Origin of the sequence: Lysobacter soli (assembly GCF_009755585.1) — a bacterium.
Taxonomy (GTDB): domain Bacteria; phylum Pseudomonadota; class Gammaproteobacteria; order Xanthomonadales; family Xanthomonadaceae; genus Lysobacter_J; species Lysobacter_J soli.
In genome coordinates, this window is record NZ_CP046603.1 from 2,593,460 (window position 1) to 2,613,194 (window position 19,735).

General features: G+C 65.7%; 17 protein-coding genes. 3 read left to right on the forward strand and 14 right to left on the reverse strand.

The features are described from left to right. Positions 1-120 precede the first annotated feature (120 nt). From GOY17_RS11790 to GOY17_RS11825, 8 genes are all read right to left on the reverse strand, one after another. Positions 121-381 carry a hypothetical protein gene (locus GOY17_RS11790; protein ID WP_147298579.1) on the reverse strand — a complete coding sequence of 87 codons (261 nt, stop codon included), beginning with the start codon at positions 379-381 and terminating at the stop codon, positions 121-123. A gap of 140 nt (positions 382-521) precedes the next feature. Continuing rightward, a complete protein-coding gene (locus tag GOY17_RS11795; RefSeq protein WP_157030554.1) occupies positions 522-1,079 on the reverse strand; it encodes a DUF3228 family protein in 558 nt (185 codons plus the stop codon). A 314-nt stretch (positions 1,080-1,393) separates the two neighbouring features. Next, positions 1,394-1,933: a demethoxyubiquinone hydroxylase family protein gene (locus tag GOY17_RS11800; protein WP_157031706.1), complete on the reverse strand. Its 540-nt coding sequence runs from the start codon at positions 1,931-1,933 to the stop codon at positions 1,394-1,396. Then, positions 1,933-2,544, reverse strand: a complete 612-nt coding sequence (locus GOY17_RS11805) for a hypothetical protein (protein WP_157030555.1) — start codon at positions 2,542-2,544, stop codon at positions 1,933-1,935. The genes GOY17_RS11800 and GOY17_RS11805 overlap by 1 nt, the downstream gene beginning before the upstream one ends. Before the next feature lie 67 nt (positions 2,545-2,611). Beyond that, entirely contained in the window at positions 2,612-3,262 is a 651-nt protein-coding gene (locus GOY17_RS11810; RefSeq protein WP_157030556.1) for a hypothetical protein, read from the reverse strand. 33 nt (positions 3,263-3,295) lie between these two features. Beyond that, entirely contained in the window at positions 3,296-4,186 is an 891-nt protein-coding gene (locus GOY17_RS11815) for a restriction endonuclease (protein ID WP_198173674.1), read from the reverse strand. Positions 4,187-4,212: 26 nt separating this feature from the next. Continuing rightward, positions 4,213-4,971, reverse strand: a complete 759-nt coding sequence (locus GOY17_RS11820; RefSeq protein ID WP_232338414.1) for a hypothetical protein — start codon at positions 4,969-4,971, stop codon at positions 4,213-4,215. A 23-nt stretch (positions 4,972-4,994) separates the two neighbouring features. Continuing rightward, the gene (locus GOY17_RS11825; RefSeq protein WP_157030558.1) at positions 4,995-6,548 is read right to left on the reverse strand and encodes a DUF4034 domain-containing protein; all 1,554 of its coding nucleotides are present in this window, start codon (positions 6,546-6,548) and stop codon (positions 4,995-4,997) included. A gap of 149 nt (positions 6,549-6,697) precedes the next feature. On the opposite strand from GOY17_RS11825, the gene GOY17_RS11830 reads away from it, so the two are divergent. Further along, the gene (locus tag GOY17_RS11830; protein ID WP_157030559.1) at positions 6,698-7,420 is read left to right on the forward strand and encodes an rRNA pseudouridine synthase; all 723 of its coding nucleotides are present in this window, start codon (positions 6,698-6,700) and stop codon (positions 7,418-7,420) included. A 12-nt stretch (positions 7,421-7,432) separates the two neighbouring features. On the opposite strand, the gene GOY17_RS11835 is transcribed toward GOY17_RS11830, so the two are convergent. The 6 genes from GOY17_RS11835 to GOY17_RS11865 all read right to left on the reverse strand — a co-directional run bounded on the left by GOY17_RS11835 (position 7,433) and on the right by GOY17_RS11865 (position 16,409). Further along, complete coding sequence (locus GOY17_RS11835) at positions 7,433-7,903, reverse strand: YehS family protein (protein ID WP_157030560.1); 471 nt, start codon at positions 7,901-7,903, stop codon at positions 7,433-7,435. Positions 7,904-8,247: 344 nt separating this feature from the next. After that, on the reverse strand, positions 8,248-9,396 hold the full coding sequence (locus tag GOY17_RS11845) for an SDR family oxidoreductase (protein ID WP_157030561.1): 1,149 nt from the start codon (positions 9,394-9,396) through the stop codon (positions 8,248-8,250). 305 nt (positions 9,397-9,701) lie between these two features. Then, on the reverse strand, positions 9,702-10,379 hold the full coding sequence (locus GOY17_RS11850) for a lysophospholipid acyltransferase family protein (protein ID WP_198173675.1): 678 nt from the start codon (positions 10,377-10,379) through the stop codon (positions 9,702-9,704). 254 nt (positions 10,380-10,633) lie between these two features. Continuing rightward, a complete protein-coding gene (locus GOY17_RS11855) occupies positions 10,634-11,395 on the reverse strand; it encodes a hypothetical protein (RefSeq protein ID WP_157030563.1) in 762 nt (253 codons plus the stop codon). 708 nt (positions 11,396-12,103) lie between these two features. Further along, positions 12,104-12,358: an XAC0095 family protein gene (locus GOY17_RS11860; RefSeq protein WP_157030564.1), complete on the reverse strand. Its 255-nt coding sequence runs from the start codon at positions 12,356-12,358 to the stop codon at positions 12,104-12,106. 607 nt (positions 12,359-12,965) lie between these two features. Beyond that, a complete protein-coding gene (locus GOY17_RS11865; protein WP_157030565.1) occupies positions 12,966-16,409 on the reverse strand; it encodes a methylmalonyl-CoA mutase family protein in 3,444 nt (1,147 codons plus the stop codon). Positions 16,410-16,901: 492 nt separating this feature from the next. Between GOY17_RS11865 and GOY17_RS11870 the strand changes: the two genes are divergently transcribed. Next, positions 16,902-18,167 carry a 2OG-Fe(II) oxygenase gene (locus GOY17_RS11870; protein WP_157030566.1) on the forward strand — a complete coding sequence of 422 codons (1,266 nt, stop codon included), beginning with the start codon at positions 16,902-16,904 and terminating at the stop codon, positions 18,165-18,167. A 190-nt stretch (positions 18,168-18,357) separates the two neighbouring features. After that, the gene (locus GOY17_RS11875; protein ID WP_115841767.1) at positions 18,358-19,461 is read left to right on the forward strand and encodes a Glu/Leu/Phe/Val dehydrogenase dimerization domain-containing protein; all 1,104 of its coding nucleotides are present in this window, start codon (positions 18,358-18,360) and stop codon (positions 19,459-19,461) included. The last annotated feature ends 274 nt before the right edge of the window (positions 19,462-19,735 follow it).

A 19,735-nucleotide genomic window follows, 5' to 3' on the forward strand; every position in this document is an offset into this window, starting at 1 on the left:
GCGGGCTCTTGCGGGGTTCGGATGAAGGCGGACTCTAGCATCCGGTGCGCCATTGGCGACGGACGCGGATGAGCGAAAGGCCCGCGTGGCGGGCCTTTCAGTGCCGGCGCAGCCCACGCGTCAGGGCGCGTCCGCTACTTCGCACGACCACACGGAACTGGCGATCCACTGGTTCGCCCGCGTCACGTGGTTGTAGACCTCGGCAATCGGCTCGCCGCCCTGCGCCGTGCATTTGCCGATCGCATCGGCGCGGGCGTCCTCCAGCGCGATGCCCGGATCGTAGCTGACGCCCGAACCGCTCACGTGCGTGATCGCGGCCGTCGCCGCGCCGGATGCGAATAGTGCGACCGCCATCGCGGCGGCGCTCCATGTCTTCCTCATGATCGATCTCCTGCGCTCGTGGTGAACGCAGGCATTCGATGCGTCGCCCGGCAACGCACCGGTGAAGATGCGGTAAGCGGCGTGTAAATCAGGCGGGTGGATGTCGCGCGACGTGACGCGCGTCGCACCGCGTGGGCGAGTCAGCCGCGCCAGTTCGCATGCGTCCGCCAGAACTCCACGCTGCGCAGGTAGGCGTCGCGATCCAGCGGGACGCCGGAGCCGCCCTCCTCCACGCCCAGCGCGTTGCGCATGATCGTGATCGGTGCCATCGGCGTCTCAACCGGCTCGGCGGTGTACATGCAGCCGACCACGCCCCAGTCGGCGTCGATCTCGGTGCCTTCCTTCGCCAGTTGCTCGCGGCTGTAGAGGATGACGATGAGGAAGTTCGCCACCGGCGGCTCGAGCCCTTCGAACCAGCGCACCAGCACCGGCAGTTCGTCGCGCGTGCGCGCGTCGTAGTCGGAGCGCAGCAGGTGGCGGTTGTCGTCGGTGATCGGCACCGCCAGGCACTTCGTCGAGGTCCAGTTGCGGTGCACGTGCAGCTTGCAGAACGGCGCGTATCCCTCGAGCACGGCCAATGGCGGCACCTCGTTCAGATGCCGCTCGAACTGCTCCGGCGTGCAGTCCTGGATCGTGTTGCGCCGCGGCTCGCGCGGAAACAGGCGTGGGCGGGCGAAGTCGGTGAGGGTGATGGTCATGACAGGGCTGGCTTGTGCTGAAGCCGCATTATTTGCGATGCGGCGTACTCGTGCGCATCAACGGGTGGCGTGATCCGGATATCGGCCGTGCGATCGTGCTGCGACGCTGGCGTCCGGCCTCCCGTCAACACGCCCCATGAACAGAATGCGCAGCGCCTGCCTGTCGATCTTCCTGCTTCAGAGCCCTGCTACCCACGCCGACTGCAACCTGGCGTTCGCACCGCCGGAGGTGCGGCGCGCCGCGATCGGGCACTACTACCGATTATCGAGACGGGATACGCCGCCGCCCGGAGGCCTAGCGACGCCCCCGCCGATCAAAGCTTCATCCCCAGCCAGATCACCGACTCCGTCGCCATCGACACCACCGGCCGCAACACGCGATACAGAAGCCCGCCTTCATCCACATGCAGCGCTGCCTGATCGTGATGCGCACGCTCTTCCTCGGTGATCGCGCTGATCGCTTCGACGGCGGCCGGGTCTCTTCCGCGCAGCATGTGCTGCTGATGTTCCAGGTGCCGGAGGACGACGCTCTCGACGGCCACCGTCGTGGCCGAGATGGCCGAACGGCCCAGCACGCCCGTCGTCAACCCGAGCACCAGACCGCCCAGTCCGCACAGCCAGTAGCTCCTGCACCGGCGACGTCCGCGCCGCGCCAGCTCCGCGCCGAAGATCTCGCGATGGCGGCGCTCATGCGAGCGGAACTCGATCAGCTCGGGCACCAGGTCGCGCGCGACGAGTCGCGCAATCGCGATCTGTCCGCTGTAGATGGCGATGGCGCCGAACTCGCCGGCATGGTTGACCTTGAGGATGCGGCTTCCCAGGTCGGTGACGCCCAAGTCAGCGGCGATGGCCATCACGCGTCCGCCATCGCCGCGCCGCGCAGCCGGCCCGCAGCGGAGGCATAGATCGCGCCCACCACGAGGAAGCAGCCGAAGTACACCGCCGCCTGCAGCCCGCCCGACCCGAACGCGAGCGCGGCCGTCGGCACGAACGCGAGGAAGATCGCGAACAGCAGCAGGAAGCGCTGCATCAGCGGCTCGTAATGCGTCGCCTGCCATTGCGGCCAGCGGCGCGCGAAGGCGAAGGCGTCTGCGTCGTTTGGCGGCAATCGCGATGCGATGCTCGCCTCCACGCGCGCGAGGTTGGCGAGGTAGTACTGCACCAGCGCCTGCTTGGCGAGCGTGCGCGTACCGACGATGGCGATGAAGAACAGGATCGCCACGAAGCCTGTCAGCGGCGCCCACCGCCCCAGAGCAGCAGCGGGAAACTGCGCCGACACCGGCACCCACGCCGCCATCGCGCCGGTCGAGAACAGCAGTCCGAAGTCCTCGAACGAACTGCGCGAATAGCTGTCGCACTTGTCGCCCAGGTAGGTGTACTGCTGCCACAGATCTCGCGGGACTTCGATGGGCGTGCCGGTCTGCGTCGATGCGGTACGTTGCGTCCGCTGTCCTGCTCCGTCCATGTCGTCTCCTGCGTAAGGATGGGTCGTGTGGTTCAAGCGGCCGTACTGCGAGCGCGTCGACGGAGCTTCAGCTGACCCAGACGCCCTGCAGCCCGGCAACGCGCCAGCCTTGTGGCGTCCGCTCGAGCCGGATCAGGGTTCCGCTGGCACAAAGACCGCTACACCAGTGGGTCACGTACATGACGGCGACGTTGCGATCGTCATCGAGCACGGGATGCGCGATCTGGACGTAGCCGGCCGCATCGGGAAACCGACGGTAGAAGTCCGACCACCATTCCAGCCGGAACGGCCCGGAGACATCCTCGTCGCCGATCATGGCAGTGCCCGGAATGCCGGACAGATCGAGCGGAGCCTGTGCCGCATTCGCCTGTACCAGCGCGTCGAGCAGTCCGCGTGGCGCGAACGCATCCACGTGGGGCGGCAGGTCGTCCAGGTGCGAGTCGCATTTCGCGTTCGAGCCTAGGCATAGCGTTCGATCAACGAGCAGCAGCACTCGCCGGGCAGGCTCAGCGTTGGAATCGCCCGCGTCCTCGGGGGGAGGCAACATATCGGCGAACCCCAGCGCCTTCAGTACCACCGACATCATTGCGCGGGTCTCCCGCATCGTCGCGAGCACGGGCGCCTTCTTCATCACCACTTCGGCCGCTACCGCGCATGGCGCCAATGCGCATGTCACCACGATGAAAAGCCCGAGCATGCCGAGTTGCTTCCAGCGCATCCGCATTTCTCCTGAAAACACGCTACGCGAAACCTAGAGTTCGGGAGTCGAATCAGCGATGACCTTCATCGCTTCCTCCGCGCGATGCTGCTGTTCGCGCGTCTGCGCGGCGCTCGGCGCGTGCACCGCCCCCTGCGCGCAGCGGTCGATGTAGCTGCCCGACTTGGCGTCGATGATCTCGCGGCAGGGATCGATGGTTGTCGCAAGGGGCGGCGCAACCGCAGGCGCTGCGGGCTGCGAGGCAGAAGCCGGCGGCGTCGAAGGCGCGATCGTGCGCATGATCGAATCGACGAGCACGCGATACATCAGCAGCATGAAGGCCATGAACACGATCGTGGCGAGCAGCTTGAGCGCAAGCACCGTCGCAAGACTGCGCGTTGTCGAACGCCGCTCCCGGCGGCCGGTTCCGTGGCGAATACGATCCTCCGTCGCCGACAGCAACCGCTCGCCGATGCGGCGTGCGACCGCTGCTGGAATGCCATCCCGCGCACCCATGCGTACCGAATCGAACGCCGGGGCCGGTTCGCGGATCGGTCCGAGCATCATCCGCAGCTCGTCGCCGTCGATCAGCTTCACGTGGCCCAGCTTCTGCGCGGCCTCGATCGCGACCTTGGTGAACTCGCCGCTGGTCGCGAGGATCGCACCCGTCGCGCCATGGTTCACCATCAGGCCCAGCAGCTGGTGCACGTCGTTGTGCGGCACCTTCATCGCGTTCCAGTGCTTGCACTGCACGATGACGAACTGCTCGCCGCGGCGCAGCTTCAGATCGATGCCGCCGTCGGTCTTCGCACCGGTCGCGCCCGTGCCGGCGTGTTCGACGTCATAGCCCTCGCTGCGGTAGTACGCCGCCAGCAGGAGTTCGAGCTGATCCCAGCCCACGCGCGAGAGGGCGTCGCTGCGGCGATGGGTTACGGGCTTGAGCACGTGCGTCCTCCTCCCTCGACGATGCGTCACCGCAGCCCGGCCACCCGCGGGCGACTGCGATCCGGAAGCTCCAGCGCCATCTCCGTGCGCCCGCCTACGTGCAGCACGTATTCGAAGTTCTGCACCATGCGGCCGTACCCGTCGTCACCCGCGTCGTAATTGGCGCCGATGGTCAGCGTGTGGCGGCCCGGCGGAAGCGGCTTGATCAGCAGCCAGTAGCCGTCAGCGGCGGTACTGGGGGACGTCTCGTCGTCCGCGACCAGCGGAAAACACCCGTCGCTTCGCACGCGATAGCGCGCGACATCGGTCACGCGCACGCCGTCGATCAACGCGATCGCGCTGCCCAGTCGCTCATTGTTCACCGCGGCCGACTGCTGCAGCACCTTGCACGGGATCGGCAGCGCGTCGGCGCCGTGACGTCGCACGTTGCTGTAACGCATGTTGATGATCGGCACCAGAATGTGCCGGTCGGCCGGGATCACGCACTCGCGTCGCGCGTTGAACGTGCCGTCGGTGCCGGCGAGGAACCACACCGGCCCCTCCTGCCCCAGTTCGCACAGGCGGCCGTCGGGATCCAGGAACGGCGCCACCGGCATGTGCTCGGACCATTGCCACCAGCGCGACGTCAGCGCACCGAAGGTTTCACCGTCGACCTGCCCGTCGGGCGGAAGCAGCATCGCGTCGGCTGTCGTGCCAGCCTTGTCCGCCGCATGGGACAGCGTGGCGCCGCATGCGGCGATAAGGGCTGCCGCGACGGCGGTCCGCAGGTTGCAGGTGATGCGCACGGATCGTTCCTTGTATCGACTGATCATTTGCCTGGTACGCCGCCAACCGGCGCGCGCTTCTGCGATCTGAGGACGGCTTCGACGCCCTTGATGTCGTCGAGCTTGCGCCGATCTTCGACATCGTCCGAATCGGCCAGTGCCTTGAACCGCTGGGCCGCGACGAGTGCGCCATCGACATCGCGGTCGGCCAGCGCCCACACGCGCATGTACCAGCCGGTGGCCGAACCGGGAAATTCGTCGACCAGGTTTCGCGTGCAGGCCTCCGCGTCCTTCAACACGACGGGAATCATGAAGCTCTGGCAATAACGTTCCATGGCCTGCGGGCGTCGTTCGCCGTCCATTGCGCGTTTGAAGTACGGGCGCGCGGCGACCGCGCTTTCCAGCGCCTCGGTAGCCACGCCCATGATGTACAGGTAGCGCGAATTGTCCGGCTCTTGTTTCAGGGCGATTTCGATGTCCGAACGCGCCCACGCGTAATCGTTCGCGCCGCCCATCAACGTGGCGCGGTTGTAGCGGTAGTTCGCATTGTTCGGCCAGAACCGCAGCGCCTGCGAGTAATACACGACCGAGCGCCACCAGTCGTGTTTGGTCCAGTAGCCCGCCGCGGCTTGGGCCATCAGCGTTCCGCTGGGGCCCATGCGCGAGGCGCCCGCGAGTTCGTCCACCACTTCGCCATAACTGTCCGCATTGGCCGGCCGGTAGCCTGCCGCCTCGCCAAGCAACGCGCCGAGGATGGGGTTTCGCTCCGTGCGCGCCGCAGCGTAGGCAACGGCGTGGAGTAGTTGTTCGTCCGACCCGCCCCACTTGGGCTGGGCGGCGTTGATTTGTTCCCACGCGACGTAATACGAATCCGGATCGACCTTCAGGCAATGCGAGGCCGCGAACGTCTGCAAGGCGTCGGAACTCTGTCGCCCGATCGCGCCAAGCTTGGTGCATGCCACGCTGAGCCGCGGCTCGACCTCCATCGCCTGCATGTACAACGGCACCGCCTTTGCAAAGAGCTCCGTCATGCGCTTGAGCTGGGCCTCCGGGGTCCGCGAGGCGAACTTCGTGCCGCGCGCGTTCCACCCGGATTCGCCGAAGTGGAGGCCGGCGGCCACCATCGCGAACGGGCTCTTCGGCACCGCCGTCAGCCAGCGCTGGGCCACCTCGCCTGCGCGCGCGTCTTCGTTGAACACGTTGAAGGCGATGAAGATCTGCTCGCGCTGGTCCTGGTCGCGATAGTGCGCGTCGAGCAGCGCGGCGAAGGTGCGCTCCAGATCGGCCACGCCTTCATCGGTGTCGAGCAGCGCGTCGATCTGGTCCAGCGTATACACCGGCGCCCGCAGTACCGAGCAGCGCCCCTGCGCGGCGCCTGGTCGCCACTGGTTGCCGGGTAGGTCGGGGTGCGCCTTGCAGCGGGCTTCGTCGCCCGGCACCTTGTCGGCTGCCTTTACCTGCGCGATGTATTCGGCCCACTCCGCAGGCGGCGTATCCGGCTCCGGTGGCCCGTTCGATGGCGAGGCGGCATGTAGTGGCTGGAACAGCAACGCGCTCCCCAGCGCGATGCCGACGACGGCATTCCGGATCCCTGGCATGTGTTCCCCCTGTGTACGGCAACGCTAGCGCAGTTGTGCGGCGCGGAACAGGTGCACGCTCCCGGCGGCGCCTCGTGCCGCGTTCCCTCCTCCTGACCTGCATGCGCCACCGCATGTGCGAAAGTAGCGCCCCCCGCCGAGCCCCGCCCATGACCGATCCCGTCCGACTCTCCAAACGCGTGGCCGAACTGGTTGGGTGTTCGCGCGCCGATGCCGAGCGCTACATCGAGAACGGCTGGGTCCGCGTGGACGGCGAGGTCGTCGAAGCGCCGCAGCACGCGGTGACGGACGAGCGCGTCGAACTCGACCCCGATGCCGTGCTGGAAGCGCCGGAACCGGCCACCGTGCTGCTGCACAAGCCGGCCGGTTTCGATGCGTTCGACGGCGGCGACCCCGCCGCCGCGCTGGTCACGCCCGCCACGCGATGGGAAGGCGACGCCAGTGGCGTGCGCCCGCTGAAGCGCCACTTCGTCCGACTGACGCCTCTGGTGCCGCTGGAGGCCGAGGCCAGCGGGCTCATCGTGATGACGCAGGACGGCCGGGTGTGGCGTCGGCTCACCGAGGACGCGGCGCAGATCGAGCAGGAATACGTCGTCGAAGTCGCCGGCGAGATCGCTCCGTACGGCCTGCGCCGCCTCAACCACGGCCTGCGTTATCAGGGGCGCGAACTGCCACCGTGCAAGGTCAGCTGGCAGAACGAGATCCGCCTGCGCTTCGCCCTCAAGGACGTTCGGCCCGGGCAGATCCAGGACATGTGCGCACAGGTCGGGCTGAAGGTCGTGGCGATGCGGCGCCTGCGCATCGGCAAGGTGTCGCTGGCGAAGATGCCGCCGGGCGAATGGCGCTACCTGCCGGTCGGCGAGCGCTTCTGACGCAACGCCGCCTCAGGCGCCGCGCACGCGCAGCGTCAGGCCCTTCAGGAAATTGCGCAGCAGCTGGTCGCCGCACGGACGGTAGTTCGGATGGCCCGGCTGGCGGAACAGCGCCGTCAGTTCCGGCTTCGACACCGGCCAGCCGGCCGATTCGAACACCGCATGCATGTCGACGTCCTTCAGTTCGAACGCGACCCGCAGCTTCTTCAGCACGACGTTGTTGGTGACGCGCGTTTCCGGCGGGCGCGGCGGGCGGCTGTCGTCGCGACCGCGGCAGTAGATCACCAGCCCGTCGAGGAACCGTGCGAGCACCGCGTCGCTGCAATCGGCGTACTCGGGGTCGTCCTCGCGGCGCAGGAACGCCTGCACGTCGGCCTTGTCGAGCGCGAATGCCGGATCGACCAGGTGGACGATCTCCACGACGCGCTGGTCGCTGAGATCGAGCATGTACCGGATGCTGCGCAGAACGTCGTTGGTGATCATGGGGCGTCGAGCGGTATTGCGTGGGGCCGCCTAGTTTAGGCCACCCCACCGTGACGGGCGTCCGGCTACGCGCGCGCCCTGCCGCAGGCGCATACTTCGCTCGCCGACGGCCGCCGCCGTCCACCGCCACCGCATCCAGGAGACGCCGCATGAAGGGCATGGACCAGAAAAAGGAACAGAAGAAGAAGCCGGCGAAAACCATGAAGGAAAAGAAGGCCGAAAAGCGCGACAAGAAGGCCGCAAAGGGCTTCGCGCCGGTCTGACGTCGCTGGTGTCACCGCATGAAAAAGGCCCGGAAACCCGGGCCTTTTTCATGCGCGCTATGACGAAGCTACGCGTCCCGTTTACGCACCCTGCTGCGCATGCCACGCCTTGAGCAGCTCCGCTTCCTTCTCGCGCGAGATCCCGGCATTCAGCTTCGCCTGACGCTCGGCCGGCAGGCTGCGGAACCACGCCATCAGGTCGGTCACGGTGGTTTCCAGCGGGCGATAGGTGAGCCCGGCCTTGAGCGCACGCGCATTGCTGACCGCGCCATACCCGGCGTACTCGCCGCTCTTGCGCGACACCCAGATCGGCAGTTCGCCGACCTTCTGCGCTTCCAGGAATTCCGGCGTGACGTGCGTGTACGTCGGCTTGCCGCCGGTGGCGTTCTGGCAGGCGTGCAGCATCTCGTCCATGGTCATCGGCGTTTTCGGGCCGACGGCGTTGAACGTGCCGATCGTTCCCGCCTCCGCCAGACGGATCATCCATTCGCCCAGGTCGCGCCCGTCGATGACCTGCACCGGGTCGGCGCCATCGCCCGGCACCAGCATTTCGCCGCCCTGCGCGACGCGATGCGGCCAGTAAGTGAAGCGGTCGGTTTCGTCGCGCGGACCGACGATGTAGCCCGGCCGCACGATCGTCACGCGCTTGCCGAATTGCTTGTGCGCCTCGGCCTCGCTCAGCGCCTTGAGCGGGCCGTACAGGTTTTCGATGTCGGCGCGCAGCGATTCCTGCGTTTCGGCCATCGCATCCTTGCCCTTGTAGACGGCCACCGGCGCGTTCTCGTCGATGCCCGGCTTGCTGCCATCGGCATACACCGAGATGGTCGAGATGAAGAGGTAATGCCCCACGTTGCCGGCCAGCACCTTGCCCGCGTCGCGCACCCAGAACGGCAGGCTGGTCGGGTTGTCGATGCACACGTCCCACTTGCGGCCCTGCAGCGATTTCAGATCGCCCGTGTTGCGATCGCCGAACAGCTGCTCCACCTCGCCCGGCCACTCCGGCGACGGCTTCTTGCCGCGATTGAACAGCGTGACCTTGTGCCCGCGCGCCAGTGCGTAGTTCACCTGAAACGGCCCGGTGAACCCGGTGCCGCCGAGGATGAGGATGTCCAGTGGCTTCTTCGCGCGGCCGACGGGTTTGGCCTTCTCTTCGGCGAACGCGAACGACGGCAGCGTCGCGGCAGCGGCGGCAAGCGCGCTGAACTTGAGCAGGTCACGGCGGGTGGTCATCGGGACGTCTCCATGCAGGGCGGGCGGACCGTCCAACGCCCTGCCCTCGCCTGGCGTCTTCCTGATCCAAACGGGGCCACTCTAGAGGCGCGCGCCGGGTGGGCGGGAATGTCGATAGTCACGGGGGTGGCCATGGGGACCCGGTAATGGCGAAGCCCGCATCTAGATGCGCTGCCTCCACCTCACCCTCGCCGTCGCCTTCCCTTCTTGACTGTCATCCCGGCGAAAGCCGGGACTAGGCCTTCCTCGGCCAGCGAACGACCGAAGCGAAATCTCTCCTCACTACATGCCTGCGCACCAATGGGTTATGCGGCGCCGAGCGCAATGTCGCCTGGACACTTCACCGATCGAGCTGCGGTAGCGGAGTCGGTCGACGCGCCATGCGCCCAGCGTTCTTCAAGCTTGTGCCACATCATCCACTGCCCTGGCTCTTCAAGAATCTTCTCGCCTACACGGAGATTTACCGTGGCAGCAATCTCCGCGGGCTCCAGGCCAGCACCGGGAATCAAAGGACCAAGTTCGATCTCCGTAAGGCCCTTCCTCCGAAGGCAGAACACAGGGATCGTCGTCGCACCGTATCGACTGGCCAATCGGTAGATGCCGGCAGGTGAGGCAGCCGGACGCCCGAGGAACGGCGCCACCAGGCGATCGGTTGTCGGCAGATACGTGTCAAGCATCGTCGCGACTACGCCGCCGGCAGCAAGCTGCCGCGCGACAGTGATGCCCGAATGCCGGTCGGCCTGTACAAGTCGGATGCGCGCCCCACTAATCGCTTCGATCCTCTCCCTGAGCGCCTGCTCTCCGCGCGGGACGGGGCCGCCGATTACAACCAGCACATCACCAAAAATCCCTCCAGAAGCCAGTAGCGCGTGGTAGAAGCAACCGAAGTTTGAACACCCCAGGATCACGCCTCGGCCGTGCAGCCGAGCCTGCGCAATACTTTCGATTGGACTTCCCGCAATGCGTATGGGCAGCGAGCGCACAGTCCGGTTGGACGCGTGACGCAGGAGCGCAACATCTGCGATGAACTGCGATGGGAGCCGAGATACGGAGACCTCGACCGCCCGGCTGTGTATTCCAGCAAGCAACATCGCCTCTCGCGAGCGCTGAAGATACACAGCTCGCCATGGCGCCTGCGTGCAGTGCGCTCGATACTGAACCCATCTCCTCGTCAAATGCGGCCATCGCTTCATCGCCCAGGGCATCCACCCCCTGAACTCTGGCGCAGACAACACGCTCACTCGCGCCCTTTCCATTTGCAGCCGCCAATACGCACGAGGGAATCGCGATCAAAGTCGATTTCCGCGCCAGACGTGGCGCCAGGCAAATCCAACGGCACCTGCACCTTAAAGGCCGACTTTGAAGACCAACGCGAGTGGTCCGACAGCATCACCGTAATCGCACGCGGCGCAGTGAACTCGAACTCAGCGCACGTAAAGACGGGCACCGTTATTGCGGCAACCTTGCCATAGACCGCCTTCCATCCTTCCCTCGCCCGTGCCGCACGCTCGCGCAAGTCTCCCAACGTGAGTGCCCCTTCCGCAGGTGGCACAAGGTCGACCTTGTAGATGATCGACAACGCATGTTCCGGCACGTTGGCGATGACCTTGGCGTTCTTGACTTCCTGTGTTGGGATGGAGGGGAGGACAACGCGCCCTCCGTTCAGAAGTTCGACAGGCCACGAAACGTCCCCGGCGACCACTTCCAACTCCAAGCCACCAAGATCAACGCCTTCATGTGTCGGCCGTGCATAAAAGGCCAACCGAATGCCATCCCGCCGAGCGGGTTCAAGGCGGTCGAATCGCTCAAGGAGTCGCGCACCATCGGAGTACTCGAACTCCTGGGGATGCCGGATGCCGTTCACCGCTACGGAATCCAACGTTCGCACTGCTGGCGTATCGAGGGCGTCGTCGGCCCTTGCACTCTGCAACGCTGTCGCGATCACCAGGATCGACAACGCCAACGTTCTTGCTTGGTTCATGCTCACTTCCTCGTCCATGGGTAAGGGCGCCCTCTGAAGACCAGAGGGCGCCATGTGAATCACCAAGCCAAGCAGACGCACTCGAAAGCAGTTGCTTGCGGGCCACCCGCCGGGACTGAAGCCGGAGCCTGGAACATTGCGAGGAACGAGCTGATCAGGTGCTTCATGACATCTCCATCTGTCTAATGATTGGGAATGCCGACCTTTCGGCGGCGCACAAGCAGTAGCGCGGGACGTGCAGCTCGCGCAAATTCGCTCGCACTGCAAAGACATTCGACGGATGTCGCGAATCGCGCAAACCAGAACACGTACGTTTTTGGCGTTTCGACGGAATTCCCTGCGCAAACGCTCGGCTGATCACGCGGCCAGAAGCCGGCACTTCAAGTGTCGCTAAGGAGGTAGGCCGCTGTGGCTTACGCGTCTTCGAAATCGCGGTCCTCGTTAACGACGAGGGACAACCGATCATCCACATAAGATGCGGTGCGTTCGGCAAGCGAGCGTTTGCTGCCCAGGTAAGGGCGAAGCTCGCACCCGAGTGCACTTAGGATTGACGCTAGCGGGAAGGTGAACCCGGGTGCACTCCGCTTACACGGGCTACAAACGCGGCGTCGCTGAAGCGCCTCCCTGCCGTCGCCGTCGCTCCGCCGCCCTCCCTCACCGCTGCCACCCTTCACCGTCATCCCGGCGAAAGCCGGGACCCAGGCCCGTAGCGCTTACTTCAGACAATCACGCAGGCTCAGCATCGGCCTCGTGCACCACGACGACAGACAAGGCGTCGTCGACGTAGGACGCGGTGCGCTCGAAAAGTTCGGACAGCGCGTCGGGTGGGATGACGATGTACTCGGACGATTCGCTGCGGGCTTCGGTGAACTGCGCCAGCAGGCGGAGCTGGTCGCGGGTGTGGATCAGCGAGTCGTGGGCGGAACGGGGCAGCAGGTAGCCGCGGAATGCGGCGGGGATGGAACGCGTGTCCTTGCTCATGCGGGGTCTCCAGCAAACCAGCCGGGCTTGCGCCGGGGATTCGGCGCAAGGTGTCGGGAGGTTCGAAGCCGCACACAGCCGGCGGGCGTATTCCCTCTTGCGAGGTGTTGTATTAGCCGCCCTCCCGACGCGGAACATGGCACTGCGTCGGACTCACGCCCAGGAATCGGGCATAAGAAACCCGCCTGTGATTCGGTGGCGGGTTACCGCTGTGTGAGGAGCTTCGACTCTCCTTGAGGGCGAGTCTGCGCACGCCGTTTGCGGGCTACAACGCGAGAATGTCGCAGGATGCTTCGTCATGGGCTGAAACCGCGCGCGCGTCGCGGCCGTCATTGAACATCAGATTGAATTTTAGGTACCCGTGGACACCTTCCGCTCTAAATGTCTTGATTCGCATCACAGCCCCTAGTTCCGCGCATGTCGAAGGATCGTTGGCCACCTATCAGGGCTCTTCACGTGAAGCTCCGAAGGTCGAGCCTGCGAGGCTATGACTGCTCCGCACCTCGCCTGCCCGCCGGCAACCCCTTGCGTCGAGTTTAGCGACAGGCAACGCAAAAAAAGAAGGCCCGCCGAAGCGAGCCTTCCAGTGTCCGATAGACAAGACCAATTACATGTTGCGCCGGTACTCCCCACCCACGTCATAAAGCGCATGACTAATCTGCCCAAGGCTATGCGTCTTAACCGCCTCCATCAAACTGGCAAACACATTCCGCCGCTCCCGAGCCGTCGCCTGTAGCGCCTTCAACCCTTCCGGCGCATAGCCGTTGCGGTTGCCCTGGTAGCCGGCGACGTTGTCGATCTGCTGGCCCTTCTCGCCTTCGGTCGAGCGGATCAGTTCGATCTCGGTGACGATGTCGCCGCCGTGGTCCTTCGGCAGAAAGGTGTTCACGCCGATCAGCGGCAGGGTGCCGTCGTGCTTCTTGTGCTCGTAGTACAGGCTTTCTTCCTGGATCTTGCCGCGCTGGTACATGGTGTCCATGGCGCCGAGCACGCCGCCGCGCTCGCTGATGGCTTCGAATTCCTTGTAGACGGCTTCCTCGACGATGTCGGTGAGCTTGTCGACGATGAAGCTGCCCTGCCAGGGGTTCTCGTTGAAGTTGAGCCCCAGTTCCTTGTTGATGATCATCTGGATAGCGACGGCGCGGCGCACGCTTTCTTCGGTCGGCGTGGTGATGGCTTCGTCGTACGCATTGGTGTGCAGGCTGTTGCAGTTGTCGAACAGCGCATACAGCGCCTGCAACGTGGTGCGGATGTCGTTGAACTGGATTTCCTGCGCGTGCAGCGAGCGGCCGCTGGTCTGGATGTGGTACTTCATCATCTGGCTGCGCGCGGACGCGCCGTAACGCTCGCGCATGGCGCGCGCCCAGATGCGGCGGGCGACGCGGCCGATGACGGTGTATTCCGGGTCCATGCCGTTTGAGAAGAAGAACGACAGGTTGGGCGCGAAGTCGTCGATCTTCATGCCGCGGGCGAGGTAGTACTCCACGATGGTGAAGCCGTTGCTGAGCGTGAAAGCCAGCTGGCTGATCGGGTTCGCGCCGGCTTCGGCGATGTGGTAACCGCTGATGGACACCGAGTAGAAGTTGCGGACGTTCTTGTCCACGAAGTACTGCTGGATGTCGCCCATCATGCGCAGGGCGAATTCGGTGCTGAAGATGCAGGTGTTCTGCGCCTGGTCTTCTTTCAGGATGTCGGCCTGCACGGTGCCACGCACGGTGGCCAGCGTCTGCGCCTTGATGGTGGCGTAGGTGTCGGCGTCGACGACCTGGTCGCCGGTCACGCCCAGCAGGCCCAGACCGAGGCCGTCGTTGCCTTCGGGCAACATGCCGCTGTATTCGGGGCGCTTGCGGCCTTCGAACAACTTTTCGATCCTGTCGTGCGCTTCGTTCCAGCGCGCGTCGTCGGCACGCAGGTACTTCTCGACCTGCTGGTCGATGGCGGTGTTCATGAACATCGCCAGGATGATCGGCGCCGGGCCGTTGATGGTCATCGACACCGAGGTGCTCGGCGCGCACAGGTCGAAGCCGGAGTACAGCTTCTTCATGTCGTCGAGCGTGGCGATGTTGACGCCGGAGTTGCCGATCTTGCCGAAGATGTCCGGGCGTACGGCGGGGTCTTCGCCGTAGAGCGTGACGCTGTCGAACGCGGTGGACAGGCGCGCGGCCGGCTGGCCGACGGACAGATAATGGAAGCGGCGGTTGGTGCGCTCCGGCGTGCCTTCGCCGGCGAACATGCGGATGGGATCCTCGCCGGTGCGGCGGTACGGATACACGCCGCCGGTGTACGGGTAGTAGCCCGGCAGGTTTTCCTTCTGCAGGAAGGTCAGCAGTTCGCCCCAGCTCTTGTAGGTGGGCGCGGCGATCTTCGGGATCTTCTGGTGGCTCAGCGATTCGCGGTAGTTCTCGACGCGGATGGTCTTGTCGCGGACCTGGTATTCGTTGACTTCGTCGGTGATGGACTTCAGGCGCGCGGGCCAGTCGCGCAGCAGCTTGAGCGCTTCGGACGTGAGCGACTGCACTGCGTCGTTGTAGCGCTGGCGCAGGGTGAGGAGCGTCTTGTCGCCGCCGTCGGTGAGGGCATCGGCGGCGTAGAGGTCCAGCGCCTTCGGCAGTGCGTCGTCGCCCAAGTCATTGAGCGACTGCCAGTAGCTCTGCGCGCGATCGGCGACTTCCGCCTGCGTTTCGATCTTCGCGTTGATGCTGCGGCCCTGCTCGGCGATTTCGGCGAGATACCGCACGCGGGCGCCGGGAATCAGCACGGTGGCGCGCGGTTCCTTCAGCGAGGTGTCGATCTCCGGCGTCCACTTCTCGGCCGGCAGCTGGAGCTTGTCGCGCAGCAAGCGGCAGAGGTTGGCGAACATCCAGCTGATGCCGGGGTCGTTGAACTGCGAGGCGATGGTCGGATAGACCGGCACGTCCTCGTCCTTGGTCTGGAAGGCGACGCGGTTGCGCTTCCACTGCTTGCGCACGTCGCGCAGCGCGTCTTCGGCACCGCGCTTGTCGAACTTGTTGAGCACGACGAGCTCGGCGAAATCGAGCATGTCGATCTTCTCCAGCTGGCTCGGCGCGCCGAAGTCGCTGGTCATGACGTACATCGGGAAATCGACGAGGTCGACGATTTCGGAATCCGACTGGCCGATGCCCGCGGTTTCGACGATGACCAGGTCGTAGCCCAGGCCCTTGAGGAACCCGATGCAGTCCTTGAGCACGGTGTTGGTGGCGGCGTGCTGGCGGCGCGTGGCCATCGAACGCATATAGACGCGCTTGCTGCGCAGCGAGTTCATGCGGATGCGGTCGCCCAGCAGCGCGCCACCGGTGCGGCGGCGCGTGGGGTCGACGGAGATCACGGCGATGCGCATCTCCGGGAAGGCGGCGAGGAAACGGTTGAGCAGTTCGTCGGTGACCGACGACTTGCCGGCGCCGCCGGTGCCGGTGATGCCGATGACGGGCGTCTTGCCGCCGGCCAGCTGCCACTGCTTGCGCAGGTGCGCGAGCTGGGCTTCGTCGAAGATGCCCTCCTCGATGGCGCTGAGTGTGTGGCCGATGCTGATTTCGTCGTCGATATCAGCGGCCTTGTCGGGATGCTGCGCGGCCTTGCGCGCATCGCCGGCGCGGCGGATGACGTCCTCGATCATCGCAACGAGGCCCATGTGCATGCCGTCGTTGGGGTGGTAGATGCGCTCGACGCCGTAGGCCTGGAGTTCGCGGATCTCCTCCGGCGTAATCGTGCCGCCGCCGCCGCCGAAGACGCGGATGTGGCCGGCGCCGCGCTCTTTGAGCATGTCGACCATGTACTTGAAGTACTCGACGTGGCCGCCCTGGTAGGACGAGAGCGCGATGCCGTCGGCATCCTCCTGCAGCGCGGCGCGGACGACGTCTTCCACCGAGCGGTTGTGGCCCAGGTGGATGACCTCCGCCCCCTGCCCCTGGATCAGGCGCCGCATGATGTTGATGGCGGCGTCGTGCCCGTCGAACAGGCTGGCGGCGGTGACGAACCGCAGCGGGCTGGTCTCGGTCTGGGCTTCGGGCAGGTTGCTTGCGGGGGTGCTCATGGACGCTCGAAATACGGAAACGGTCGAATCCGTATTGTAGCCCGAGGGGGATTAGGGGCTTGTTGTGCGGCGCGGGAGAGGTGGCTCCGCTCTCGCCTCGTCGTTCCTCCGGAAGCTGGAATCCATGTTGATGGTCGGCGCGCTCGGCGGGCATCGCCAGCGCGGGCGTGGTCGCGCGTCCCTACCCTCACCCCAACCCCTCTCCCGCAGGGAGAGGGGCTAAAGCCTGCGCCCCCGATACGCCGTCATCCCGGCGAAGGCCGGGATCCAGGCTGGCATGCGTTCAACCCTGTCACCCGCTGGCTTCAGACGGAGCGGGTCTGGGTCCCGGCGTTCGCCGGGATGACGGGGATCGGATGACGGGCATTGAGATGCCGGCGCGCGATTCGATGCATCAACCTTGGGGAACCCGTGAGACTCCAGCAACCGCCCGTCCCGGCAAAGTCGCCCTTCCTTTCTGGCTACACTCGCCGTCCGATCACGCGAACCGCCATGAACGAAGACGCCGTCCTGCTCGACCTTCGCCGCCGCGCCCACGACGGGTCGCCGCAGGCGCTCTATCAACTGGCGTCGGCGCTGGTGGCACGGCACGAACTGGACGAAGCGTTCACCCTGCACCGCCGTGCGGCCGAGGCGGGACTGGCAAACGCGCAGATCGAATACGCCCGCATGCTGATGTACGGCGTGGGCTGCGATGCCGAACCGCTGCGCGCGGCCGAATGGCTGCTGCGTGCCGAGTCGGTTGGAAGCCCTATCGCCTCGTATTTCCTCGCGCTGATGTCGCTCGGCGGACGCACGTTGCCGCGCGATGGCCGCATCAACGAACGCGTGCTGCGCGCAGTCCGCGCCGATTACCCGCCGGCGCTGCGCGCGGCCGCCGTGCATTTCGGCCGCAAGGCCGATCCGGCGGACCAACTGCGCTGCCTGCAGTTGCTCGAACGCGGCGCGGGACTCGGCGACGTGATCGCGGCGCGGCTGTTCCTGGAGCGCCTCACGCGCGGCGAAGGCGACGTTCCGCAACCCGAAGCCGCGGCCGATCTGCGCGCGCAATTGCAGGCGATTGGCGTCAGATCGTTGCCGGAGATCGTCGTGCCGGAGTTCGCGCGAAGCGAAACCGCGCCGGGCGTGCTGTCGATGGACGACGTATTGCAGCCGATGGACCTGCATCTGCAATCCACGCGCCCACGCGTGATGACCGTGGACGGCCTGCTCAGCGCGGAAGAATGCCGGTTGTTGATCGCCAACGCGGAAGTGCACCTGACGCGTTCGCGCACGGTCGACCCGGACACCGGGTTGCCGATGGAACAGGAGATCCGCACCAGCAGCGACGCATCCTTTGACGCGATCCAGGAAGACCTCGCGCTGCGTTGCGTGCAGCTGCGCATGGCGAGCGCGGCCGGCGTGCCGCTCGACCATGCCGAACATCTGGTCGTGTTGCGCTACGAGCCCGGTCAGGAATACCGCCCCCATCGCGATTACCGCCCGCCCAGCTCGATCGAACGCGATCGCCCGGAAGCCGGCAACCGCATGCGCACGATCTGCGCGTACCTCAACACCGTGGAAGCCGGCGGGCAGACCGAGTTCCCGGTCGCCGGGCTGCGCGTCGAACCGCGGCCGGGCCGCGCGGTGGTGTTCGAGAACCTGCATCCGGACGGCTCGCCCGACCCGGATTCGCTGCACGCCGGCTTACCGGTGGAACGCGGCGAGAAGTGGCTCGCAACGCTCTGGCTGCGCCAGGGACGCTACCGGGCTTTCTGAACGGGCAGCGCGGGCGAAGCCGTCCGTCGGCATGCCTGTCCCCTCCGGCCGATTGGATTAGACTGTCGCGCCTGCGGCGGGGTCCTGGACCTTGGCCGCAGTGTCATTTCCATTTCGATTCAACGACTTACCCATCACAGTTGGCGTAAAGCGCGACGCGCAACCTCTCGCGCCAACAGCGGAGCACCCGATGATTTTCGAAACGCTGGACACCTTCGGCCACGAGCAGGTCGTGTTTTGCCACAACAAGGACGCGGGCCTGAAGGCCATCATCGCGATCCACAACACCGTGCTCGGTCCGGCCCTCGGCGGTACGCGCATGTGGCCGTACAAGACCGAGCAGGACGCGCTCAACGACGTGCTCCGCCTCTCGCGCGGCATGACCTACAAGAACGCGGTCGCCGGCCTGAACATCGGCGGCGGCAAGGCGGTGATCATCGGCGATCCGTCCACCGACAAGTCCGAGGCGCTGTTCCGCGCGTTCGGCCAGTTCGTCGAGGCGCTCGGCGGCCGTTACATCACGGCTGAGGACGTCGGCATCGACGTCAACGACATGGAATACGTGTACCGCGAGACCGAGTACGTCACCGGCGTGCACCAGGTCCACGGCGGTTCGGGCGACCCGTCGCCGTTCACCGCCTACGGCACGCTGCAGGGCCTGATGGCCACGCTCAACAAGCGTTTCGGCGACGAGGAAGTCGGCAAGTACTCCTACGCCGTGCAGGGCCTCGGCCACGTGGGCATGGAGTTCGTGAAGCTGCTCAAGGAGCGCGGCGCGAAGATCTTCGCGACCGACATCAACAAGGGCCTGGTCGACAAGGCCGTCTCGGAATACGGCGTTGAAGCCGTGGGCCTGGACGAGATCTACGACGTGCCGGCCGACGTGTACTCGCCGTGCGCGCTGGGCGGCACCGTCAACGAAGGCACCCTGCCCCGCCTGAAGGCCAAGGTCATCTGCGGCGCGGCCAACAACCAGCTGGCCAACAACGCCATCGGCGACGAAGTGGCCAAGCGCGGCATCCTGTACGCACCGGATTACGCGGTGAACGCGGGCGGCGTGATGAACGTGGCGCTGGAACTGGACGGCTACAACCGCGAGCGCGCCATGCGCATGATGCGCACGATCTACCACAACCTCGCGCGCATCTTCGAGATCGCCGAGCGTGACGCGATCCCGACCTACCGCGCGGCCGACCGCCTGGCCGAAGAGCGCATCACCGCGATCGGCAAGCTGAAGCTGCCGCTGGGTCGCAGCGCTCCGCGTTTCCAGGGCAGGATTCGCGGCGGGCACTGATTTTCCAGTCTCGACTGGAAAATCCCCAAAGTTTGCATTCGCAAACTTCGGGCCCCAGCAGTCTTCCTCCAAATCCCTGCCGCTGCCGCGGCGCCCCCTTTACTAAAGGGGGCTATGGGCCGCGGAGGAGGTGGCAGCGGTTGCAGCGCAATGATTCGAGAAACGCCCGGCTGTCCGGGCGTTTTCTTTTGTGGGTCTTCTTGCATCGAGACGCCACCGTCCTTCCACCGTCATCCCGGCGAAAGCCGGGACCCAGGCTGTCACGCTGTGACAG